Genomic DNA, 22235 nt, shown 5'->3' with positions numbered 1-22235 from the left:
CCCGGCCCCTCGCACGGGCCGGGCCGATTCCGGTTCCGGACCCGTGCGGAACCCCGGCGGCCCGCCCCGTGCCCGGGGTTCTGGCGCGCCGAAACGGTCCCGGCTTCTCAGCCACAGCCGGATGCAGCACTATGGGTGATGGTTCACGGGCGGAACCGCCAGCGCTGTCACGAGGAAGGGCGAGCAGATGACCGGCACCAGGGGGACCCGTGGGGCGACCCGCCTCGCGGTCCGCTACTTCGACGACCGTGTGCTCTTCAGCGACAACGAGGCCTGGGCCTACTTCCGGCTCCCCACGGTGTCCTACGAGTTCACCACCCCCGAGGAACGCCAGGCGCTCGCCACCAACATCACCATCGCCCTCGCCGCCATCCGGATGAACGACGCCGAGGTGCACCTGCGCGTCGCCCACCGCACCTACCCGGCCGCCCAGTGGGCGACCCGGCTGGACGGGACCGCCGACGCCGGACCCGGCTGGTACGACTACCTCGACGAGATGTACCGGCACGTGTGGGCCAAGGACTTCTGGACCAAGGAGGTCTACCTGGGCGTGCGCCTGGGGCTGCGCAACGCGGGCGTCGGCCTGGGCCTTTTCTCCCAGTTCTTCGGCGCCTACCAGCGCACCGAGCAGATCCTCGGGATCGAGGACGACGCGATCGACGACAAGGAGATCGCCCGCTGGACCGACCAGTCCGAGCGGCTGGGCCGCGCCCTGGCCGCCAGCTCCCTGCACGCCCGGCACGCCACCTCCGACGAGGTCGCCTGGCTCATCCGGCACGCGGTCAGCGGCACCGCCGAGGAGCCCCGACCCTCCGCCGCGGGCCGCCGCACCTGGGGCCGGGGCGAGATCGAGGCGCTGGTGGACGGGGTGGTGCACAACGGCCGCTCCATGCTCCGCCTCGAACAGCCCGCCGGGTCCACCTACGTGGCGTTCCTGTCGTTCGCCCGCTTCCCGGACCTCATGCCCTTCCCCGACGGCGAGCCCTGGCTGCACCACGCGGACGCGCTGCCCTTCCCCGTCGAGATCTCGCTCCGGATGAAGCTCATCCCGCCGGCGAAGGCATCCAAGGACGTCGGCCGCAAACTCGCGCACGCCCGCGACATGGACGCCCACATCCGCGAGGCCGGGGTCGAGGCGCCGATCGCGCTCGCCGAGCAGATCGACGCCGCCCGCATGCTCGAGCACGGCATCACCAAGGAGCGGCTGCCGTTCGTGTACGGCTGGCACCGGCTCATGGTCTCCGCGCCCACCGAACGCCTCCTCGGCCAGCACGTCGAGGCGGTCGTTGAGCACTACCGCGACATCGGCATCGACGTCATCAACTCCACCGGCGACCAGTTCTCCCTGTTCAACGAGTCCCTGCCGGGCGACCGCATCCGCCTGAACGCCTACGCCCAGCGCCAGCCGCTGCGCACCATCGCGGGCGGTATGCCCACCGCCACCGTCGACGTCGGCGACCGCGAGGACGGCCGGGGCGGGGGCTGGGTCGGCCCCTACGTCGGCGAGACCATCGGCCGGGCGCGGTCCATCGTGCACTTCGACCCGATGGTCGCCGCGGCCCGCAACCGCCCCACGGCCATCGCCATCACCGGCGAGCCCGGCGGCGGCAAGACCACCCTCGCGCTGCTGATGATCTACCAGCTGGCGCTGCGCGGGGTCACGGTCGCCGCCATCGACCCCAAGGGCGACGCCGAGTCCCTCGTGGAGCTGCTCAAGCACCGCGGCCGGAAGGCCAGGATCATGTCGCTGGGGTCGGCCCAGCCCGGTCTGCTCGACCCCTTCGCGTTCGGTGACGACCTCGCCGCCAAGAAGACCATGGCGACCGAGACGCTGCGCCTGCTGCTGCCCCGGATGAGCGAGGAGCGCGAGTCGGCGATGATCCAGGCGGTCGCCACGGTCGCCAACCAGCCCCAGCCCTCCCTGGCCAAGGTCGTCGACCACCTGGTCTCCTCCGAGGACGCCGCCTCCCGCAACCTGGGGGCGGTCCTGGGGTCCATGTCGGAGATGCGGCTGGCCTCGCTGTGCTTCGACCCCCAGGGCGAGGCGCGCATCGACACCGAGGGGTGGACCACCGTGTTCACCCTGGGCGGGCTCACCCTGCCCGATTCCGGCGTCAACCGCGACGACTACTCCTACGAGCAGCGGCTGTCCGTCGCACTCCTCTACCTGGTCTCCCAGTTCGCCCGCCGCCTGATGAACGGCCTCGACCGGCGCCTGCCCAAGGCGATCTTCCTGGACGAGGCGTGGGCGGTCACCTCCACCCCCGAGGGCGCCAAACTCGTCCCCGAGGTCTCCCGGATGGGCCGGTCCCGCAACACCGCGCTCATCCTGGTGTCGCAGAACGCGGGCGACATGCTCAACGAGCAGGTCACCAACTGCCTGTCCTCGGTGTTCGCCTTCCGGTCCAGCGAGGCCCACGAGGTGGCGGACGTGATGGCGCTGCTGGGGGTGGACTCCAACGAGGACCACATGGCGGTGCTCCGCAACCTCGGGAACGGGGAGTGCCTCTTCCGCGACCTCGACGGCCGGACCGGGCGGATCGGTGTCGACCTGGTCTCCGAGGGTCTGTTGCACTGGCTGGACACCAACCCCACCCGCGAGCGGCCCGCGGGAGATTCCCTGGTGTCCGTTAACGGCCGCGACCAGTAGCGGCCTCCTCGTGTAGGCGCAGTTCAGCGGCGGTTCGGGAGGGCGGGAGGCGGGCGCGGGCGGGCCACCGGCGCCGAAGGGGCGCGGGGAGCCGGGTTCGGGCGCCCCGCGGACGGGGAACGAGGAGACTGTCGTCCGCCCTTCCGTACCGCGCCCCGGCCCCGGTCCCGGCCGACCCGCAGCCCGCCCCGACCCGGGCGACCGCCCGGCCCCGGATCCCCGGACGGTCACCCCCGACCACCGCCTCCTCACACCTCCTCCCCGCCCCTCCGGACGACCCCGCATCCCGACCGACACCCACCACTCACGAGGGAACGCCCATGAGTGAGGACGTCATCCGGCCGCGCCCCGTCGTCGACCCCGCCCTGCCCGAGGAACTGCGCGAGGGCCTCCTCCGGGGCGCCGACGCCCCCGCACCGCGCCGTGCGCGCACCGACCGGGAGGACACCAGCCGCGCCCTGCGCCTGCGCGAGGGCGGCATCCAACTGCTCGGGGTCGGGTTCACCCTGTTCCTGGCGCTGTTCACCGCGGGTTGGTACCTCGCCATGGTGATCGCCGGCATCAGCCTGGTCGCCTACGTCACCGCACTGGCCCTGCGCAGGGAGGCCGCACCGGCGGTCCGCGGTGCCGGTGCCGCGGTGGGCGGGGCCGTCCTGGTGTCCGCGCCCCCGTGGCTGTTCGGCGTCCTGCCGCCCGACCCGCTCGGAGGCGCCCCCTGGCTGCTGTTCGCGCTGCTGGTCGGCCTGGTCACCGCGGACACCCTCACCGCGGGGACGAAGGAGCCCCCGAAGGAACGCCACCGGGACCGGGTCCTGTGGCCCGAGGACATCAGCACGGCCGACCACGGCCTGCTGGCGGCGGTTCAGCGGACCGTGGACGGGGTCGTCGACGCCCGGGCGGAACTGGGCCGGTCCGACGGTCTGGACCTCGCCCGCGGGCTGTCGGTCCTGCGGGAGCAGGAGTGGCGGGTCGCCTCCCTGCTGGCCCGCCAGCGCGAACTGCGCCGGGGGTACGTCCTGCGGTGGCAGCGGGCGGCCTCGCCCCGGGTACGCGAGGCACTCGAACCCCAGCGGCGGCACCTGGCCGCGGTGGAGGGCCACATCCGGGACCGGGTCGGCCAGATCGTCGAGTACGGGCGGCTGGTGGACGCCGCGGTCCTGGCGCACCGCGAGTGGGAGCAGTGTCAGGAGGCCCTGGACGCCACCGCGGCCTACGCCGACCTGCGCGCCGAGGCCTCCCTGCTGTCCGTCCGCTCCCCGGAGGTCGCGGAGCTCGCCGACACCGCTGAGGCCGCCCGCCGGGTCCGTGAGGAGAGCGGGGCCAGGGTCCGCGCCGCCGTGACCGGCCTCGCCGGACTCGGCCCGGAGGGGCCGGCGTCGGCGGGCCCGGGCTGACGTCAACCCAGCCCGAAGTAGGCGCGGGAGGAGGCGGGGACGAGCAGGAGCCCGCCGACGGCCAGGGTGTACAGCAGCATCAGCGCGTAGAGCACCATGAGTTCCGGTCTGTGGACGAACACCGTGAACATGCTCATCGCCAGTGAGACCGCCGCGATCCCCTGCACGATCACCACCAGCGCGTACACCAGCCGGGACCGGGTGAGCAGCCCGAAGGCGGCGAAGGCCGAGACCACCCCCCACAGCCCCAGGAACACCACGCTGCCCCACCCGGCGCCGGAGCCGTCCTCGCTTGCCCGGTTCGCGGCCAGGGCCGTGAACACGAACAGGGCGAGGGCGTTGAGCCCCAGCATTACCATGGCGGTGAGCAGCGGTGCGGGCTTGGCCGTGTCCGGTCTGCCGGAGCGGCCGTGGCCGGGAGCCGCCGCGGCCCCGGGACGGGGGCCGGTGTGCCCGACCCCGTGCAGGAACCGCAGGCCCGCGTCGGCCGGGACCGCCCGGCCCGGCACCGGTCCGCCGGGCACTGGGCCGCCGGGCGCCGGTCCGCTGGCCCCTCCCAGTCCGGGGACGGGACCCGTGAAGCCGCCGGTCCGGCCGGGAGCGGGACCCGCGAACCGACCGGTGGACCCGGTTACGGGGCCCGCGATACGCCCGGTCGGTCCGGGTGGAGCCGCCTGCGGGTACACGAGACGATGGGGTCCGCTCGGAGGCTGAGGCCGATGCGGCCCGCTCGGCGGTTGGGGCTGCTGGGGTCCGCTCGGCGGACGCCGGGGAACGCCCGGTACCCGCGGTACGCCGACCGGGGCCTGACCGGGTCCGGCCGGGGGCCGGGGCTGCTGTGGCCCGCTCGGCGGCAGCGGCGCCCTGTGCGTGACCACATCCCGCTGCGCGGCCCGGCGTTCCCGCTCCAGCAGCTCCAGGGCGGCCCGGGGTCCGGGCCGGGCCGCCACGTCCCGGGTGAGCAGCGCCGCGATCAACGCGCGCAGGGACGCTCCCTCGGGAGCCCGTGCGTCCTGGTTCCGGGTCAGCGGCGGTGGCATCGGGTCGGTCAGCACCGCGCTGATCATGCCGGTGATGCTGTCCCGCTTGAACGGCGAACGCCCCTCCAACAGCGCGTACAGCGTCACCCCGAGACTCCACAGGTCCGAGGCGGGCAGCGCCCGCGCGCCCTCGAACCGCTCCGGCGCCATGTACTCGGGCGAACCGATGTACACACCGGTCTGGGTGAGCGCCGTGCCCCCGTCGACGTTCGCGATCCCGAAGTCCGTCAGCACCGTCCGGTCGTCGCTGGTGGACATGATGTTGGCGGGTTTGACGTCGCGGTGCGTGACCCCCGCCGCGTGGGCGGCCCGCAACCCGCCCAGCAGCGCACGCGCCGCCTGTTCGACCCGTTCGACCGGCATCGGCCCCCCGGTGTCGAGGCGGTCCTGGAGTGAGGTCCCGTCGAGCAGCTCCATCACGATCCACGGGCTCGACTCGTATTCGAGCACGTCGTGGACGGTGACGACGGAGCTGTGGCTGATCCGGGCGGTCGCCTGGGCCTCGCGCATGGTGCGGGCGTGTGCCTCGGCACGCTCCCGCGGGCCCATGTTGTCGGGGAGGAGGACCTCCTTGACCGCGACGTCCCGTCGCAGGGCGGGGTCCCAGGCGTGCCAGACCGTGCCCATCCCGCCGACGCCCAGCCTCTTCCGCAGTTCGTAGCGGCCGATGCGGGTCTGCCCGGGGGTCGGCATGGGGTGGCTTCCCTTCTGGCGGTGCGAGGGGCCCGCCCGGGCCGGTCACGCCCGGAGGGGGCCGCCCGCCGTCTGGGGCGACAGCGAGGGGAACCGCCGTTCTTGAACCTGTTCCAGCAGGACTCCAACCGTAAACCTGCCCGCTACGGCGGCTTCGGAGCCAACCACGGGTGACCGATAGCGGTCAGCGCGGCCCCCGGCCCGGCTGTCCGAGGCCCTCCTCGTACTCCCGTCGAAGCACCTCCCGGTCGGCGGGGTGCATCTGGTCGTAGCCGACGTGTTCCTCCACCCTGCGGTCCAGCTCCAGCTCCCAGGACACCCTGGTGTACCCCCACGCGACCGAGGTGGTCAGCGGCACCGCCAGCGCCAGGGCGAGCACGGCCCAGCGCATGCGGTACCCGGAGCAGGTCAGTGCCCGTGTCCACAGCAGCACCGACGCGACCGCGACGACCATCACGTAGACGGACACCCCGGCCACGACCACCGGGTCGCCGCCCCGCCAGCCCAGTGCCGCGGACAGGGGCGCGTGGACGACCCCCACCACCACGGCCGCCACCATCAGGGCCGTGGCGCTCCCCGGGCGGTGGAACCCGGCCGACCCCAGGTGCCGCCGCAGGAGCATGGTGGACAGCAGGAGGAGCACCGTGAGGGGGACCACGAAGAACAGGGGGGAGAACACGTAGTGGAGCCCGAACACCACCACGACCACGAGGACAGGCACGTAGACCGCCAGCGTCCCGAAGACCACGAGGGTCGGGTAGATGACCGCCTGGAGGAGAACCGCCACGACGGCACCCCTGGGCAGGGGCCTGCCGCCCCCGTACCGCGAGGTCTCGGGGGCCTCGCCGGGGCCGCTGGTACCGGTGGAACCGGAGGGCCCGGTCGGGCTGGTGGAGCCTGTGGAGCCGGGGGGACCAGAGGGTCCGGAGGGTCCGGGGTCCTCTGCGGACCCGGAGGGCTGAGGGGGTTCTTCCGGGGGCAAACGTCCTCCTCGGATCTGGCCCGGCCCGGCGGGGACCCGGGCCCCGGGGGCGGATCCGGTTTCCTTCCCACAGTCCGCCGGAGACGAACCACGGCGGCGTGATCCGCGCTGCCTACCGCCCGCCTCCCCCTCCCCGGGAGGGGACGGCCCGGAGGTTGCCTCACCCCCAGGTCGCCGTCTCCGGGTCCACACCGCGCGCCCGCACGTTGGCGTCGATGACCTCGCTCAGCCACACCGCCAGACCGGGTTCGATGCCGTCGTAGTGGGACCTGAACCCCGGCTCGTCCACGTTCATGCGTCCCAGGATCACCTGCATGGAGTGTGTGCAGTCGAAGTAGGCGGCCATCGATTCCCGGTGCCGTTCGGCCAGGGCGTTCGCCCGCTCGCTTCCGGGCGCCACCTCCGCCCGCAGGGCCGCGGCGAGGTCCGTGTTCAGCGCCTCGACGTTCTCCGAGATCCGCTGCCAGTCCTCGGCCGTCCGCTCCGCGGCACGTTCGGTGAACTGGGCCCACTGGCGGGTGTGGCCCCACCGCTCACGCGCCCCCGCCGCCCAGGCGGGCTGCCAGTGCCCACCGAAGATCTCGACCTGTTCCTCCGCCGACAGCAGCACCCCCTCCCGTCTGGCCTCGGCCATCCGGTCCAGGGAGTCCGCCGTCCGCTCCAGTCTGCGGATGCGTTCGCGCAGCTGGTCGCGCCGCCGGAGCAGGGACTCGGCGGCCTCGTCGGCGTCCGCTTCCAGCAGCCGCGCGGTCTCCCCGAGGGAGACGCCGAGTTCGCGGTAGACCAGCACGCGGTGGATGCGGGCGACGTCCGAGGACGTGTAGAGCCGGTAACCGGCGGCGGTGCGGTCACTGGGACCGGCCAGCCCGATCTCGTCCCAGTGGTGCAGCGTCCTGACGGTGACCCCCACGAGGGAGGCCACCGCGCCGACGGTCATCGTCCCGCCCCGGTCCGCAGCGGTCTCCGGGTGAGCTGAACGGGATCGGCGGGGTCGGTCTGTCACACCGGCCAGTGTGCCACCGGGACCCGACGTGCCACCGGGACCCGACGCGTCACCGCAGGCGGGTCGTCCACAGGCTGGAGCGTGCCTCTGGCACAACCCCGCCCCACCGGGTTGACTCGGATTCGGGGGAGCTTCGGGTCCCGCCCACCTCATGCTGCCCACAAGCCGCACACAGACCACCCGTCAACCGTCATCTCCGTGCCCCCTCTACCCCTCAGGGACGTCGATCCCCGAGTCCCGGAGGAACTGGGCCTCCGCGCTCTCCGGGTCGAACGGGCGAGCGGCGGTCATGATCACTCGGGTGTTCTCCGGGGTCGTGACCCCCACGTCCACCGTGTTCCACGGCATCTGCCGGGGCCCAATGGTGGAGCCGGGAAGCTCCTTCTCGCACGCCGCCACGATCCCGTCGATCTGGTTCAGCACACACGAGAAGGTGATGCTCACCGCGGGCGCCTCGGCGGGGCGCTCACCCGGCACCAGCAGGACGTCCTGGAACGCCCACCGGCGCAGGTGGACGACCTGGCCGGGCACGGAGAAGAGGTCGAAGAAGCCGAGTCCGCCGGTCCAGAACGCCTTGGAGGCCTCCAGGTCGTCGGTCGGCACGGTCAGGAACACGGGCATGCCGTAGATGCCCCGGAACAGCTCCGGGGGAGCGGTGTCGGTTCCGGGCTGCGGGACGGGGCTGATGCTGAACGCGGGGAAGTTTTCGCTCATGCGGTCATCGTGGAGCCTCACGCCGCGTGAGGGTCAAGCCGGAACCGGGCGGGGGAACGCGGGCCGGGTGGGGTAGGGGTTCCGCTGCGCCCCTGCCCCCGTCCCGCACGTGCCCGGCACTGTCGCCGCCCCACCGCAGGGCCGTCCGGGCCCAGTCCTTCCGCTCCTGGCCCGCCAGCCCCGGTCCCCGGTCCCGGTCCGCGTCACTGCGCCAGGTAGGCGGAGGCGGCCAGGTCCCGCACCGCCGCACTGTCGCCGGGGTTCAGCAGGCGCACGTGTCCGGCTGCCTTCCGGAGTTCCGACGCGGGGATGTCGAACCCGACCTCGCCCTGGAGGAAGCTCTCCCTGGGGTTGTCGGCGGGAGCCAGCAGCGCCACCGGGCCCGGGTCGGCCCCCGTGCCCCAGGGGCCCGAGTCCGGCCAGCCCTCGTCCTCCGTCGCGGCGGCGGCCTCCGCGTAGCCCGGAGAACCCGCACCCCGCAGGTCCACCCGGACTTCGGACAGCCCGGGATAGTCCAGGTCCGGAGATCCCTCGTAGGGGTCGTACACGACCAGTCGGGCCTCGAAGGCCTCGAAACCGGAGGCACCGCCGTTCAGCCCGGACACCTCGACCCGGCCCTCGTCGCACTCCTGGCCGCCGGAGCTCCCGCTGCCGTGGTCGTCCGTGTCCTCCGAGGGGCCGGAGCACTCGTACAGGGGGTCGTACTGCGGCCGGGTGGCCAACTCCAGTTGGAGGTCGTCGTCGTTGATGTACACCGCGGTGAAGAGGCTGTGCTCGTGGTGGAACTTCAGGTGCCAGGGCCGCCATCCGGGGGCGTCGAGTACGGCGAGCGGGTACGGGTACCCCTCGATCGACTCCGTGTACTCCTGGATCCGCCGCGCGGTGTCGTTCCGCAGGTCGACGAAGGTGAACGCGGTCGACACCAGGACGGCGACCGCCAGCGCGGCGCACGCCCACCCGAACCCCGTCCGGCGCTCTGCGGCCCTGCGGGACACCCGGGCACGCCACCGCACCGCGAACAGGACCAGGACCACCGCGGCCAGGTGCAGGTATCCCGCAGGTCCGAGCATCCCCGGGGAGAAGATCCCCAGTTCGGCCGGGCCGATCTCCACGCCCGGGGCCGCTCCGCGTTCGCCCTCGAACAACAGGGCCAGGGCCGGGGCCTGGAGCAGTGCCGGAAGCAGCGCGAACAGCAGGAGCAGGCTGGTCCCCACCGGTCGGGGCCATCCGGCGCGCCGCAGCAGGAAGGACAGCAGGACCGCCAGGACCACCAGCCCGACGACGGCTGTGCCCAGCACCAGAACGATCGGGAGGACCGCGTCGGAGCTGCCCGGTCCGGAGAACTCGAAGGAGAGCACGAAGGAGAGGACGAACACGGGCGTGAAGACGAAGAGGAGGACGAGGAAGGGCAGGAGGAGAGCCAGGGCCCCGAGCGCGACGAAGGCGAGCGGCTTTGGGGGCCTGGGTGGTCCGGGTGCTTCGGGGGCGCCGGGGGAGTCGGTGTTCTGGCGGGTGGACAAGGCGTCTCCGGGAGTTCGGGATCCGGGAAGGAGGGCGGGTGAGCAGGTGCGGGAGGAAGGGCGGAGAGGGGCAGGCGGAGAGGGCGTGGTGGTCCCGTGCTCTGGAAACTGGGACGCTCCGGGGGACGAGCCTGTTCGGATGCGGCCCGTACCCGAACCGTGTGCCCGGCTTCGCGGGCAGCCGGAGCTGAGTGTGCGGAGTACTTCCTCCTGGGCAGCGCGCCGGGAAGCGGAAGGGATGCCTCCGGGAGGGCCTCGGGGCGGGGGTTCGGGAGGGCGGACCGTTTCGGCCCGCCAGCAATAGGGTCTCCGGGTACCACGGAAGACAGGATTGGCACTGAGTACCAGTCCGCTTGCTTGCCGTATGTCCACTTTTCGAGGTGAAAAGTTCTGTGACGCGCCTCATAGTCCGCATGTGGACAGCAAATTGTGGCCTTGCGGTTTTTGGGTGTTCCGGTCGCCCGTTCAAGCCTGTTACCTGCGTAAACAGGAAGAACTATACGGTTTGTGCCCCTGCTTCCGGTCAGTCTTGGGGTGACAACCGGAAAACCGGTCGCGTTGCGGCCTTCCCTCAACCCGGTGATGGCGCACCATAGAGGATGGGGTAAAGACATGCGGGGGCCTTGTGGCCGCGCGCGGTCGCACGCCGGATGGTGCGGTGGCGTGTGTGCGTGGTCCGGGCCCTGGTGTCTGCAACCGATTCCCCGCCCGAACCACGACGCAGGAGCTCAGCAGATGACGCATCAGCACGTCCACCGGCGGGGTTGGCGCCGACTACTGATGACGTTCCTGATGCTGAGCACCTTCATCCTGCTACCGCTGACCTCGGCGCAGGCTGACCCGATCTGCTCGGGCAACCCCGCGCCTCTGCCCGAGTCCGCGGGAAGCGGCGCAGACGGGCTGCTGGTTCCACCCCGGTCCCAGTCGGCCATCGAGGGATCTCCTGACGGGATGCCGCCGGACGCCAGTATGTACGGCCAGTACGGGACGGCTGGACAACAGTGGCACATGATTACCGAGTCCTGTGTCGACAAAATGGGCCTGGGGGCCCAGGCGACCATCACGAACTCTGCCTGGGATCTCTCCAAGACCATCAACCAGTCGACGATCACTGTTTATCAGGCTGCCACTTCGGATGGGCTTCTCGCCAGTTTCACTGAAACAGTCGAGAATGTCATTGTTGCTCTGAGAGAAGGCGTCTGGCGCCCCTTGATCCCGACAATAGTCATCCTGGGTGCCATCTGGCTTGGTTGGTACGGGCTTATCCGCAAGAGGATGACCCTCACGATTGAATCCTCCGTATGGATGGTTGCCGCGACCGCACTCGGTATGTGGATTCTGATTAACCCGGCTCAGGTGATGGGGCTGGGGAACACCCTGGTTAATTCTGGAACCCAGCTTGTAACCAGTGCAATCGGGCAAGTTCCATACGGGGGTGGATCGGGTTCTTGTCCGGCCGGAGTCGAACCTCCAGAGCGTGCTGACTGGGAATCAGAAGCAGATTTCCAAGTGCGCCGTAACGCCGACATGATGTGGTCAAGTCTCGTGTGCCAGCCTTGGATGGCAGGGCAGTTCGGCAGTGGGGATGTCGCTGAATCGGCAGCTTTTGCCCATGCTTCTGACTTGATGGCCGCTCAGGGCATAAGCCGTATTGAGCAGCAGCAAATCGCTGATGGCGATCTTGATGCGAATGATTTGATTGCGGAAAAGCAGGAATCTTACGAGGTAATTTCAGCAGATATCGAAGAATACTATCCTAGTGTCTATCCACTATTTGCGGGCGATGATCAGGGGAGTCGGCTTGGGGTAGCGACGCTTGCGCTCTTTTCCTCGGTCTTCGCTGGTGGGCTGATCCTCGCCGGGTCTGTGGCGCTTATCGTGCTGAAGATCGGATTCATGCTGCTCTTCATGCTCTCCCCAGTATTTCTGCTTATTGGAATCCATCCAGGATATGGACGTATGGTTCTACTCCGATGGGTCGAGTTGATGGTTGGCTTCCTGCTCAAACAGATCTTCGTTGTACTACTGATCGCTCTGCTGGTCATGAGCTACGGCATCGTCATGTCGACCACTCTGGGCTGGGGCTTGCAGATGATCCTGCTGGCCCTCTTCACCCTGGCGCTCTTCATTTATCGGAAGACCTTCGCCTACCTCTTCGCCTCGGTCAACGCGAACAGCTTCACTTCGCGGATCGTCAGTGATGCCGCGCAGAGCCAGGCGCTGGACAAGAGCTCGATGGTTCTACCGCCGGTCGCCTACCTCAAGGGCCAGAACTGGGGTCGTCGCCGTGGAGCGATGATCGCGGGCGCGGCCGCAGGGGTTCCTGCGGGCGGGGGCGTACCAGCAGGTTCCGTTGAAGGCGTCGAAGAAGCTCCTGAGGGAGGGAGTGCCCGCGCAGATGGCGCTCGTGTTCGGGGGACCGCTGGTTACGGGCGTGTCCGTGAAAACGAGTCCGCTCCGCCGCTCAACGTCAGCCGAACCAATACCTCGGGTGCGGGCCGAGCCAACGCAGCCAATCGGAGCTCTGACCAGGCCCCGAGCCTCAGCGGAAAGAGCGGTGGCAACACCAGCGGCGGCGGTAGCGGGTCCATCCCGCCCAGGCCCACCGGCGGTTACACCGGAACCGGCGACAGTGGTTGGGCTTCGGTCTTCGGTACCAACGGGGGAGGCGGCAGCCCCACCCGTAGCGACAGCGGTGGCGCAGGTTCGGGCGGCGGCATGTTCGGTGGCGCGGCGGGCGGTTCGCGTGCGGCCAGCGCCGAACGCCCTGAGCCAAGCACCGGACGCGGCATCTTCGGCGGCCGTGAGGACACTCCGGCCCAGGGGAACCTGGGCAGTCGGCGCTCGCGCTGGGGAGGTCCGAAGGAGAAGCGCGACCGTCCCGCCCCGCAACGCCCCGCGCGTCCCGCCCCCACCGATCACGGAAGGCGTGGCGATGGAGAGGGCGGTTGGCTGACCGGCTCCGGTAAGAGCAAAGACGACGCCCCCATCACCCCCTTCTGGGGAGAGGGCGGTAACTCCACCAGGGACCGCAAGCGCGATGTCCCCTTCTGGCTGAACGACGACTAGCGACCGAGCCACCGAGCAGACGACAAGGCAACCGAGCACCATGCCCAACCCTCTCCCCGAACGCACCCAGCGAATGGTCGTCATCGGCCTGATCGCAGTCCTGGCCGGGTTCGGGCTCTACTTCAGCCTCGGTGGATTCAGCAGCGACGAGGACGGACGCACCGTCCCGCCCGGTGACCCGGGGGCGACCCTGGGCACGGCGGAAGAACCGCTCTCTGAGCCCGATGTGCTGGCCACCGTGCCGCCCAGCCCCATTCCGACCACAGGAGCGGAGGACCTTGACGTCCTCGGCTGGTTCCCGTTCAGCGAGGCGGAGTTCCAGGCGGCGGGGGCCACCGCGCAGGCCTTCGCCGAGGCCTACGGCACCATCGACTACTCCCAGGAACCCGAAAACTACTACGCCTCGATGGAGGCTCTGGCCACCGACGAGTACGCCGAGGTGCTCTCCGACGCGAACCGGGCCGGGGCCTTCTGGGAGGAGATGAGCCAGGCGGAGGCGGTCGCCGAGGGGCGTGCCGAGGTCAAGGAGGTCCGGACCTTCGGCAGTGACTCCGTCACCTTCGTGGTCACCGCCCAGTCCATCACCGAGACCGGGGACGCCGAGTTCGACGAGGATCTGGGAGACTTCGCCGTCACCGTGGTCCGGGAGGGCGGGTCCTGGGCGGTCTTCGACTTCCAGCCCGCCGACGTCGGACAGTTCGGGGAGGAGTGACCCCTTGATCTCCGCTCTGCGCACCCCCGCCCCCGACGGGCGCAGCGGCTCCTGTCTGACCAGGGTCGCCGTACTGGCCGCTGTCGGGGTGGCGGGCCTGGTCTTTCTGACCCTGATGGTGATCCCCGCGATCACCGACAACTCCCGGGTGGGTTCCTGGCTGGCCTCCGGTGTGGTCTGCGCACCCAACGCCGACGCGAACCAACCGGACAGCAGCGCGTACGCCATGGACACCATCCCGGAGAACTACCTGGAGCTGTACCGAGAGGTGGGGGAGGACAGGGGTATCCCCTGGAACATCCTGGCCGGGGTCGGCCAGGTGGAGTCGCACCACGGCCGTTGGGAGGGCCCGGGGATCACGGAAGGGCACAATGACTGGGGTGCGGCGGGGCCCATGCAGTTCGGCTCTCTGGACGGTTCGGCAGCCGGAAACAGCTGGGGCGGGGAGCCGATCCAGCCGGTGGACGAACGTCCGGAAGAGGGTTACGGGGTGGACGGCAACGGCGACGGGATCGTGAATGTCTACGATCCGGCCGACGCGATTCCGGCCGCTGCCGACTACCTTCTGGCGCACGGTCTCGCGGATGACGTGCGTCAGGCGATTTTCGGTTACAACCACGCCTGGTGGTACGTGGACGACGTGATGGAGTGGGCCGAGCGGTACGCCGACGGGGATTTCAACACCTCGGACTCGATCCGGACCGCGGTGCTCTGCGAGCTGGATGAACAAGGGGTACCGATCGGTCGAGCTCCCGACGATCTGACCCAGGCAGTGGTGGACTGGGCACTGGACCAGCGGGGAAAGCCGTATATCTGGGGCGGCACCGGACCGGCCGGATATGACTGCTCCGGATTGACGATGAAGGCCTACGAGAGCATCGGGGTGACGGTGCCCCGGGTCTCCCAGGACCAGTGGAATTTCGGCCCGGAGATTCCACAGGGTGAAGAGCAGCCCGGCGACCTGGTCTTCTTTGACGTGACCCGTGCAGGTGAACCGCCGGGACCGGGGCATATGGCTATGGTCATCGGTGACGGCCTGATGGTCGAGGCCTGGTGCACCAACTGTGGACCGATCGCGGTGCGGGAGTACGATGACCCCAATCGCGCGGACATCGTGGGTTTCACCCGTCCGCTTGAGCACCCCGAAGTGAAGGCTCAGCTGGAGGCGCAGGCTTAACCGTGGCAGACACGAGAGAAGCAGACCCTGAGCGCAGGGCACCAGCGAAGAAGGGTCTGCATGGCTGGAAGGCCGCGGGAGCGGTCTTCGGTTGCGGAACGCTCGCAGCCTTCGGGGTATTTGGGCTTGTGGTGCTGCTGCTAAGCTCGCTTGTCTCGACTGTCTCAGAAGGTATATCTACGGATGGAAGCAACCCTGTTCCCTCCATAGCCGGTACATCTGAACCGAGGGAAGAGTTCCTCGGGGACAAGTTTGACCTCTGTGCAATCATAAATTCTATTACCCGGGCTGGGTTTACCCTGGATGAGCATCCGGATCCGGTGGATTCTGCTATCGGAGGAGGAGCGCCAACTGGCGACGACCTCGTGAGATCTGGTGAATGCACGGGAAGTATTGCGCTGGGCGCAGAATCCTATGGGCCTTTGGGTGTCAATTTTTCCTATAGGTCAATAGTCTTCCATCCTGGTGATGGAAAGGATGGCGTCGCTAGTTCAGAAATGGAGTCCTGGAGGGCCGATTTTGAAGCTCTGAAGCTCCCTGTTTCTACTTCAGGAGAGTTCGATATGCTTGATGAGGCCTATTACTACCATGGTGAAGGGGGTGGTGATTCTGGTAGTTTTTACTATGCTGTTGCCCGAAAGAGGAGTAGTATAGTTAGTTTCGACCTGAGGTCTGTTGATAGTGTTTCCTCTGAAGTGTTTGAGGGTGCTGTCCTTAAGTTTGAGGGCAGGCTCGAGAAGGATCTAAATATCTACATTCCCGAGTAGCGAACGGGGATTCGGCTGATCTACGCCACGCCTGCCATGAAGTGGTGGCGGCACAGGGTCGTGTATGACTCGTTGCCGCCGATGTGCACCTGCTCGCCCTTGTAGATCATGACCCCGTCGACCACGCGGGCGTTGTGCGTGGCCCGGTTCCCGCACCAACAGCGCGCGTAGACCGGCAGAACCTCTATCCTGTCGGCCAGCTCGACCAGCCTCTTCGACCCCGGGAACAGCTGTCCCTGGAAGTCGGTCAGGATCCCGTAGCAGTACACGTCGATGCCCATGCCGTCGACAACCCCCGCCAACTGCCCCACCTGCTTGTACGACAGGAACTGGGCCTCGTCGCAGATGACGTAGGGGGCCTTGCGGTCGGCGATGTCGTCGTACAGGTCCAGGGAGTCTCCGACCTCCATCGCGGGGGAGGTCAGGCCCAGACGGGACGAGATGATCCCCGAGCCCGCGCGGTCCTGTTTCGTGTACAGGACGCCCTCACCGCCGCGTGAGTGGTGTTCCTGGAGGGCCATCGTGCTCTTGCCCGAGTTCATCGAACCGGTGAAGTACTTCAACTCCGCCATGACTCTTCCTCGGTCGTCATCGGTCGCGGGCGGTGGGTGGGGGCGGCCCTCGGGGGAACTCTCGGGGAGCTACCGGGAGCCGCTGAACGCGGCCGAGGCCAGCAGAGAAGATACCAGCGTGAAGGGGTTTCCCGGGCACGGGCTCCGGGGCTCGGGTCGGGCCCTCTCCGGGGGCAACGGGCTGGCTCCGGTGAACGGTCGGCACTACATAGGGCCGGGCCGGAACCGGGGCGCAGGGGGCGTGTGGGAAGTCGCACGGGACGATGCCGGTTCGGGGGACCCCGTTCATCACTCCTCGGACGGGTCCGCAGGCGTGCCTTCTGCGGGCGATACCACCAGTTGGGACGGGATCGCCGTGGGAATCGGACACGGGCGTACCGGTGAGGGCACGATGGAAATGGGCGGGGATACTGGGCCTGACCGGAAGTCAATCGCTGCGGTCTATGACGCGCTTTGGGCTGTCCAGAAATGTTTCGCTATATTTGGGCATGCCTTGTTCCCATTCAAGGTGCGAACGCGAGGGAGAAGTGACGTTGCGGCGTGATCAGGCCACTCGAATGGTGGAGAGTCGCGGATTCTCCAACTCGATGCTCGTCGTGATTCTGGTCAATGCCGCCATATTGGGGTGGGCGACCTACGGGGGCCCCGTGCTTCCGTATCTCGTTGTGGCCGAGCGGGTCGTGGTCGGCCTGTTCGTGGTCGAGATGGCGCTGAAGCTGTACGCCTGGCGCGGGGATTTCTGGAAGGGTGCGTGGAACTGGTTCGATTTCGCGGTGGTCGCGGTTTCGCTGGTTCCGGCGACCGGGCCCTTCGCCGTGCTGCGCGTCCTACGGGTGCTCAGGATCCTGCGGGTGATCACCGCCGTCCCGCAGATGCGCCAGATCATCGGAGCCCTCTTCAAGTCGGTCCCGGGGATGGGCACGGTGATCGGGCTGCTGCTGATCGTCGTCTACGCGTCCGCGATCCTCGCGCAGCAGCTGTTCGGCGAGGACGTCCCGGAGTTCTTCGGGGACCTCGGGACCTCGCTGTACACGATGTTCCTGCTGATGACCACGGAGAACTGGCCCGACGTGTCGGAGGCGGTACTGGAGCAGCACCCGTACGGCTGGCTCTTCTTCGTCCTGTACATCGTCCTGACCGCGTTCATCATCCTGAACCTGGTGATCGGTGTGATCGTCACGTCGATGGAGCGCGAGTTCAACGAGGGGCGTTGGGAGGAGGACCAGGAGCTGGAGCTGGTTCAGCACCACGCGGTCATGGAGCACCTCGTGCAACTGAGCGACCAGGTGCGTCGACTTGAGGACCGGCTCCGGGCACAGGAAAACGGTGTTGTCCAGAGCGTGGATGGCATAGCCGCTGAAGTCTCCGGCGACGGCAGCCGGCCGCGCGAGAACTCGGAGGCTCGTGAGAGCGGGGCGGAGGGCACAGGTGCCCGTCGAGGGGAGTAGAACCCTCGACGGGCGGTGTTCCTGCCCTCGCCAATGATTATGGGGAACCACGGTGTGGAGTGGGGCGGATTCTCGTGAATCCGCCCCACTTTTTTCGGAAGATTCTGGCGCGGATCAGTCGCGGGGGAGGACGAATGCTCCCTTTCCATTGACGATGCGGACATAACCGCGTTCTGCCAGGAAGGCGGTCGTCTTGCGCACGGTCCCTCTGGCGAGGCCGAACTCCTGGACAAGGCCTGCGATGCTTGGGATCGGTCTTTGCGGGGGATAGTCACCACGCTCGATCCTGGCGATCAGTACCGCGGCGAGCTGAAGCCACACGGGGTCGGGGCCCTCGTAGTCCAGCTCGCTATCAGGGCCGTAACCAGCGGGAATGCTTGCATCTGCCATGTAAACGAGGCTGACATGTGATGGTCTAGCGGATTAATCTGGAGTAGGCTATGGCTAGCCATGACAAGGTCAAGGTATGGTTACTTCCACCTGAACCCAGGAACCCCGGCGACGTGCGGACACACGCCCCGGGGCCATGGCCGACCTGAACCAGACAGGACGACGATGCAGATCCTACTTGCCCTCATCGCCGTGCTCGCCGTACCCGTACGGCTCGCACGCCCGACGCGGGGCCTCCACGCCTCCTCCTACGGTTACGCCTGGGGGCTCGCCTCCGAGATCCGCCGCCGTTCCCGGCGGGTGCGCCGGTACGCCCACAACCTCCCCGAGGCCGTGAGGACGTGCTGCGCATGAACGCCCACTCCCACACCCCGAACGTCCGGGTTCCGGCTACCGGAACTTCGACCACTGACATCCCGACCACCAGGACTCCGAACGCCGACACCCCCGCCACCCGGGCACCGAACCGGCCCCAGATGGTTTTGGCCAGCCGCACCGACGAGCTGGTCTTGGAGATCACGGGGATCCTCAACCACCCGGGTCGGTCGGCGCACGCGGCCCGTACCCTCGCGCGGGCCGACCGGCTGTTCGCCGAACTCGACCACCGGATCAGGTCCGGTGAACCGCTGCCGGGTGCCTGGTTGGCGGCACGACGCCCCGCACCGCCGCCGTCGCGGCGCGGTATCGCCTACGAGTACGCCACCCAGTGCTACGACTCGGTGAGCGAGGCCCTGCGGGAGACCGGGGGAGTGGTCGTCGCCTGGCGGGCGCTCCGGGAGGCGGCCCGTGCCTGGGAACGGCTGGACCGGGCCCTCGTCGAACGGTCCCCGCTCCCCGAACCGTGGCTCCGCGAGTAGCAACCGCCTTGACCGCCGCACTCGCTCCCCTGTGTGCAGCCGCCGACCGCGCGTCAACAGCGCCCGGTGGCACGGGCGCAGGGGCGGGTGCGGCGGAACCACGGAGGGTGGGCGGCCCCGGCCCGGGATCGCCCACCCGAACCGTGCCGGGCACACTCGCCGATCACGGCCGTGAGGTCGCGCACGGGCTTCGATCTCGGGTTTTCTCTGTTCCCAACCCTGGAATCGGGATAGGAACATCAGGGGTGCGAAGATCGGAAGGGCCCCGAACCCCAGGGGCCCCGAGAGACCGCCCGCCTGAACACCTGCCCCTGAGAGAGCGGACACTGATGAGCGCTGAGCCTGAAGAGGACGACGGCCGGACCCCCAGACAGCGAGACCGGGACCGCAAGTACCGGGACCACGTCGCCAGGCTGCAGCGCCGTGAACGGCTCGAGGGGTGCGTGACCGAGGTGCGGCGCATCTACCAGTCGCTGCGGTACCGGGCGGAACGCGGTTCGCAGGAGTGGAGCGAGTTCGACGAACTCTGGCGCCACCACAGTGAGGTGGCCAAGACCGTCTTCCTGCTGCCCGTGGCCGAACAGGAACGGATCCTGGAGGAGTACCCGAAGCTGGCCCACCAGCTCAAGGCCAAGTACGGCAGGTGAACCGCGGGCCCCTGACCGGGCTCCTCGGTCACTGGACTTACGCGGGCCCCGCCCCGCCCGTGCGGGGCGAACCGTGTCGGCCGACCGGTTCCGAGGCCCGTCGCCTCCTCCCGAGTCCTACCCCCAGGACTGGTTGAGGGCCTGGGGGCCGGTGGGTTCGTCGTTGGGATCCACCTCGTGGGAACCACCGTTCCCCCCGCTCCCACCGTTGCCGTTCCCGTTCCCGTGGGCCTCGCTCTCGCGGGCACCGCTGTCGTCCGGGGCCCGCCCGCTGGGACGGTTCCGCGCCCGGGCCCGGAACTCCCGGCGCAGCCGCTCCAACTGCCGCAGGCTGGTGAGGGTGTCGGGATGCTCCGGCCCCTGGATCCGGCTGCGATCCTCCACCAGGTCCTCCAAAGCGCGGACGGCGCCGCCGGTGTCGTCGGCCCGGGCCCGCCAACAGGCCAGGTTGTGTCGGCTGACCAGGGTGCTCGGGTGCTCCGGGCCCAGCACGTCCTCCTGGACGGCGACCAGCTCCCGGAGCCCCGCCACCGCTCCCTCCCGGTCCCCGGCGACCCCGCGCCAGTGGGCGAGGTTGTGCAGCGTGTTGAGGGTGTTCGGGTGGTCGGGGCCCAGGTGGGCGCGCTGGTCGGCGAGCAGCTCCTGGGAGGCCTGGACCGCCGCCGACAGGTCCCCGGCCTCGGCCCGGCACACCGCGAGGTTGCCGCGGGTGCTCAGGGTCTCCACCCGGTCCGCGCCCACCACGCGCTCCAGGTCCGACAGCAGGTGCCGGTACCGGACGATCGCGCCCGCGGTGTCCCCCGCCCGGGACCGAAGGTAGGCCAGCCCGTGCCGGGTGCGCAGGGTGTCGAGGTGGTCCGGGCCGAGCACCCGGAGCTGGCGTTCGTACAGTTCCTCGAAGAACCGCTGGGCCTGCGACAGGTCTCCGGTCGCCCCGGTCCAGTACGCCAGGGGGTCGACGTTGACGGGTGTCCCGGACCCGCCGGGGTGTTCCGGGTGTTCGGGGTCCAGGGCGTGCGCGACCGCCTCCGCCAGCACCTCCCAGTACGTCACCGCCCACTCCACCTGCCGGGACGAGTCCAGGCCGCGGCCCGCCCGGAACAGCACCGGGTGGATGCCCTCCTCCCACAGCCAGCTCCACACCCGGACCCGGCCCGCGGTCCGCTCGCGCAGCACCGCCGTGTTCGAGCGCAGCCGGCGCCCCAGAGCCGAGTCGCGCGCGGTGTCCGGCCACACGTCCACCAGCGCGTCCGCGATGGTGCGGACCGCCTCCCGGGTGGGGCGGCTGCGCGTGTGCTCCCGGGCCGCGCGCTGGGCGAGGTGGTGGGCGCTGATCACCAGCGGGGTGTCCCGGGTGACCAGGTTCAGGCGCTCCAGGGAGGCCAGCGCCAACCGGACCTCGTGCCTGGTCAGGGTGCGCGCGGGGAAGGTGCGGCGTCCCAGGTAGTTGCGGACCGGCCGGGAGACGACGACCTGTTCGGGGGCGGCCGCGGAGTCCAGGAGGGCGATCAGGCCCATGAGGGGGCGGGCCACCCCCTCGGGGCGGTGGGCGTCGGCCCGCTCCACGGCCAGCTCCCAGGTGGCGGCAGCGGGGGAACGGGTGGCCCACCGCGGGAAGGAGTCGGCGAGCCCGGCCGTGCGCTCGTGGAACAGCTCCAGGTAGGCGGCGGGGGAGAGCTGCAGGTCCGCCATGTACGCGACGGCCTGGGCGAGGGCGAGGGGGAGGTGGGCCAGATCGGCGGCGAGGGAGCGGAGGTCGTCGTCGGTGTGCTCGATCTCGGCCTCCACCAGTGAGGCGTGCAGGTAACCGTGCGCCTCGGGGGCGGAGAAGCCGTGCACGGTGACCAGGCGTCGGCCGCACGGGTCGAGCGTGCCGTCGTGGCGGCGGGTGGTGACGACCGTCCGGCCGTGGCCGGTGCCCGGTGGCGGCCACAGGTCCTCGACCTCCGCCGGGTCGGTGAGGTCGTCCCACACCACCAGCCAGCGGCGGCCCTCGGCCTCCACTGGCTCGTGCAGCCAGGCGAGGAACTGCCCGGCGGCCAGTTCGGCGTCGTCGGAGACCCGGGCGAAGAGCTGGCGGGCGGCCTGGGCGTAGGCGAAGACCACCCCCTCGCGGGTGGCGGCGTCCGCCCAGACGAGGACCTCCGGGCGCTGGTCGGGGTCGGGGTGCTCGCGCAGGGAACGGGCGTGCTGGGCGGCGAGCTGGGTCTTGCCGACACCGCTGGCCCCGGACAGGACCTGGTGCGCGGCGGGGGCGCCGAAACAGGAGAGGGTCTCGTCGAGGACGTCGGAGAGGGAGCGTCGCCGCAGGTGTGCTGCGGGCTCCGGGACCAGCCCCACCCTGATCGGCCAGTTCACCGGGTTTCGGCTGGTGTGGAAGTCGTCCTCCTGGGAGGGGGTGTCCTTCGGGGGCGAGTGGTCGGGGCCTGGACCGAGGGGGTTGCCGTCCGCGGTCGTGCCGTTGCCGTGTTCGTGGCCAGAGTTCAACAGCCACACCCTTCCCGGGGTCTGGGGGAGCCGCGCGCGCCCATCGCACCTACGTGTCGTATGCCCCGACCGTGTGTCGGGAACCCCGGGGGCAAAGGGGTTTCGGACGATCC

The 22235-nt window shown here is 69.6% G+C and carries 18 protein-coding genes; 10 read left to right on the top strand and 8 right to left on the bottom strand.

The genetic code is table 11. The features are described 5' to 3' along the window. The first annotated feature begins 187 nt into the window (after positions 1 to 187). Positions 188 to 2650 (top strand): ATP-binding protein, encoded by a 2463-nt coding sequence (locus AC0VYD_RS21845; protein ID WP_475477278.1) that lies wholly within the window; start codon positions 188 to 190, stop codon positions 2648 to 2650. Positions 2651 to 2970: 320 nt separating this feature from the next. Then, entirely contained in the window at positions 2971 to 4044 is a 1074-nt protein-coding gene (locus tag AC0VYD_RS21840) for a hypothetical protein (protein WP_475477277.1), read from the top strand. A 2-nt stretch (positions 4045 to 4046) separates the two neighbouring features. Here AC0VYD_RS21840 and AC0VYD_RS21835 read toward each other — a convergent pair whose 3' ends face one another. The 5 genes from AC0VYD_RS21835 to AC0VYD_RS21815 all read right to left on the bottom strand — a co-directional run bounded on the left by AC0VYD_RS21835 (position 4047) and on the right by AC0VYD_RS21815 (position 9996). Next, on the bottom strand, positions 4047 to 5777 hold the full coding sequence (locus AC0VYD_RS21835; RefSeq protein WP_475477276.1) for a serine/threonine-protein kinase: 1731 nt from the start codon (positions 5775 to 5777) through the stop codon (positions 4047 to 4049). Positions 5778 to 5961: 184 nt separating this feature from the next. Beyond that, positions 5962 to 6564 carry a hypothetical protein gene (locus AC0VYD_RS21830; RefSeq protein ID WP_475477275.1) on the bottom strand — a complete coding sequence of 201 codons (603 nt, stop codon included), beginning with the start codon at positions 6562 to 6564 and terminating at the stop codon, positions 5962 to 5964. Between the two features lie 355 nt (positions 6565 to 6919). Further along, on the bottom strand, positions 6920 to 7696 hold the full coding sequence (locus tag AC0VYD_RS21825; protein ID WP_475477274.1) for a MerR family transcriptional regulator: 777 nt from the start codon (positions 7694 to 7696) through the stop codon (positions 6920 to 6922). Positions 7697 to 7969: 273 nt separating this feature from the next. Further along, on the bottom strand, positions 7970 to 8476 hold the full coding sequence (locus AC0VYD_RS21820) for a VOC family protein (RefSeq protein WP_475477273.1): 507 nt from the start codon (positions 8474 to 8476) through the stop codon (positions 7970 to 7972). Between the two features lie 203 nt (positions 8477 to 8679). Then, positions 8680 to 9996, bottom strand: coding sequence for a hypothetical protein (locus AC0VYD_RS21815; protein WP_475477272.1), 1317 nt, complete (start codon positions 9994 to 9996; stop codon positions 8680 to 8682). A 735-nt stretch (positions 9997 to 10731) separates the two neighbouring features. Between AC0VYD_RS21815 and AC0VYD_RS21810 the strand changes: the two genes are divergently transcribed. Genes AC0VYD_RS21810 through AC0VYD_RS21795 form a run of 4 tightly spaced genes read left to right on the top strand, consistent with a single transcriptional unit; the run spans position 10732 to position 15721 of the window. Beyond that, the gene (locus AC0VYD_RS21810; RefSeq protein ID WP_475477271.1) at positions 10732 to 13065 is read left to right on the top strand and encodes a TrbL/VirB6 family protein; all 2334 of its coding nucleotides are present in this window, start codon (positions 10732 to 10734) and stop codon (positions 13063 to 13065) included. Between the two features lie 40 nt (positions 13066 to 13105). Further along, positions 13106 to 13777 (top strand): hypothetical protein, encoded by a 672-nt coding sequence (locus AC0VYD_RS21805; protein WP_475477270.1) that lies wholly within the window; start codon positions 13106 to 13108, stop codon positions 13775 to 13777. A gap of 4 nt (positions 13778 to 13781) precedes the next feature. Continuing rightward, positions 13782 to 14954 carry a C40 family peptidase gene (locus tag AC0VYD_RS21800; RefSeq protein WP_475477269.1) on the top strand — a complete coding sequence of 391 codons (1173 nt, stop codon included), beginning with the start codon at positions 13782 to 13784 and terminating at the stop codon, positions 14952 to 14954. A 2-nt stretch (positions 14955 to 14956) separates the two neighbouring features. Further along, complete coding sequence (locus tag AC0VYD_RS21795) at positions 14957 to 15721, top strand: hypothetical protein (protein WP_475477268.1); 765 nt, start codon at positions 14957 to 14959, stop codon at positions 15719 to 15721. Positions 15722 to 15741: 20 nt separating this feature from the next. Here AC0VYD_RS21795 and AC0VYD_RS21790 read toward each other — a convergent pair whose 3' ends face one another. After that, positions 15742 to 16293, bottom strand: coding sequence for a thymidine kinase (locus AC0VYD_RS21790; RefSeq protein WP_475477267.1), 552 nt, complete (start codon positions 16291 to 16293; stop codon positions 15742 to 15744). A gap of 557 nt (positions 16294 to 16850) precedes the next feature. On the opposite strand from AC0VYD_RS21790, the gene AC0VYD_RS21785 reads away from it, so the two are divergent. After that, positions 16851 to 17741: an ion transporter gene (locus tag AC0VYD_RS21785; protein ID WP_475477266.1), complete on the top strand. Its 891-nt coding sequence runs from the start codon at positions 16851 to 16853 to the stop codon at positions 17739 to 17741. A 114-nt stretch (positions 17742 to 17855) separates the two neighbouring features. Here AC0VYD_RS21785 and AC0VYD_RS21780 read toward each other — a convergent pair whose 3' ends face one another. Continuing rightward, positions 17856 to 18131, bottom strand: coding sequence for a GntR family transcriptional regulator (locus AC0VYD_RS21780; protein WP_475477265.1), 276 nt, complete (start codon positions 18129 to 18131; stop codon positions 17856 to 17858). Between the two features lie 165 nt (positions 18132 to 18296). On the opposite strand from AC0VYD_RS21780, the gene AC0VYD_RS21775 reads away from it, so the two are divergent. From AC0VYD_RS21775 to AC0VYD_RS21765, 3 genes are all read left to right on the top strand, one after another. Next, positions 18297 to 18485 carry a hypothetical protein gene (locus AC0VYD_RS21775; RefSeq protein ID WP_452547234.1) on the top strand — a complete coding sequence of 63 codons (189 nt, stop codon included), beginning with the start codon at positions 18297 to 18299 and terminating at the stop codon, positions 18483 to 18485. Further along, positions 18482 to 18988 carry a hypothetical protein gene (locus AC0VYD_RS21770; RefSeq protein WP_475477264.1) on the top strand — a complete coding sequence of 169 codons (507 nt, stop codon included), beginning with the start codon at positions 18482 to 18484 and terminating at the stop codon, positions 18986 to 18988. Before AC0VYD_RS21775 ends, AC0VYD_RS21770 begins: the two co-directional genes overlap by 4 nt. A 329-nt stretch (positions 18989 to 19317) precedes the next feature. Beyond that, on the top strand, positions 19318 to 19635 hold the full coding sequence (locus tag AC0VYD_RS21765) for a hypothetical protein (protein WP_473038196.1): 318 nt from the start codon (positions 19318 to 19320) through the stop codon (positions 19633 to 19635). A 117-nt stretch (positions 19636 to 19752) separates the two neighbouring features. On the opposite strand, the gene AC0VYD_RS21760 is transcribed toward AC0VYD_RS21765, so the two are convergent. After that, a complete protein-coding gene (locus tag AC0VYD_RS21760; protein WP_475477263.1) occupies positions 19753 to 22122 on the bottom strand; it encodes a tetratricopeptide repeat protein in 2370 nt (789 codons plus the stop codon). Between the last annotated feature and the right edge of the window lie 113 nt (positions 22123 to 22235).

The organism is Nocardiopsis sp. iso_40, from assembly GCF_056173285.1.
Note: the sequence above shows the minus strand (reverse complement) of the source record. Positions and strands in the feature narration are given on the sequence as shown.

What these genes read in the sequence shown, in the direction of transcription:
- AC0VYD_RS21775 (WP_452547234.1), top strand. Translation starts at nt 18,297, where the DNA reads ATGCAGATCCTACTTGCCCTCATCGCCGTGCTCGCCGTACCCGTACGG.
- AC0VYD_RS21780 (WP_475477265.1), bottom strand. Translation starts at nt 18,131, where the DNA reads ATGGCAGATGCAAGCATTCCCGCTGGTTACGGCCCTGATAGCGAGCTG.
- AC0VYD_RS21770 (WP_475477264.1), top strand. Translation starts at nt 18,482, where the DNA reads ATGAACGCCCACTCCCACACCCCGAACGTCCGGGTTCCGGCTACCGGA.
- AC0VYD_RS21790 (WP_475477267.1), bottom strand. Translation starts at nt 16,293, where the DNA reads ATGGCGGAGTTGAAGTACTTCACCGGTTCGATGAACTCGGGCAAGAGC.
- AC0VYD_RS21765 (WP_473038196.1), top strand. Translation starts at nt 19,318, where the DNA reads ATGAGCGCTGAGCCTGAAGAGGACGACGGCCGGACCCCCAGACAGCGA.
- AC0VYD_RS21825 (WP_475477274.1), bottom strand. Translation starts at nt 7,696, where the DNA reads ATGACCGTCGGCGCGGTGGCCTCCCTCGTGGGGGTCACCGTCAGGACG.
- AC0VYD_RS21785 (WP_475477266.1), top strand. Translation starts at nt 16,851, where the DNA reads ATGGTGGAGAGTCGCGGATTCTCCAACTCGATGCTCGTCGTGATTCTG.
- AC0VYD_RS21805 (WP_475477270.1), top strand. Translation starts at nt 13,106, where the DNA reads ATGCCCAACCCTCTCCCCGAACGCACCCAGCGAATGGTCGTCATCGGC.
- AC0VYD_RS21820 (WP_475477273.1), bottom strand. Translation starts at nt 8,476, where the DNA reads ATGAGCGAAAACTTCCCCGCGTTCAGCATCAGCCCCGTCCCGCAGCCC.
- AC0VYD_RS21840 (WP_475477277.1), top strand. Translation starts at nt 2,971, where the DNA reads ATGAGTGAGGACGTCATCCGGCCGCGCCCCGTCGTCGACCCCGCCCTG.
- AC0VYD_RS21845 (WP_475477278.1), top strand. Translation starts at nt 188, where the DNA reads ATGACCGGCACCAGGGGGACCCGTGGGGCGACCCGCCTCGCGGTCCGC.
- AC0VYD_RS21810 (WP_475477271.1), top strand. Translation starts at nt 10,732, where the DNA reads ATGACGCATCAGCACGTCCACCGGCGGGGTTGGCGCCGACTACTGATG.
- AC0VYD_RS21835 (WP_475477276.1), bottom strand. Translation starts at nt 5,777, where the DNA reads ATGCCGACCCCCGGGCAGACCCGCATCGGCCGCTACGAACTGCGGAAG.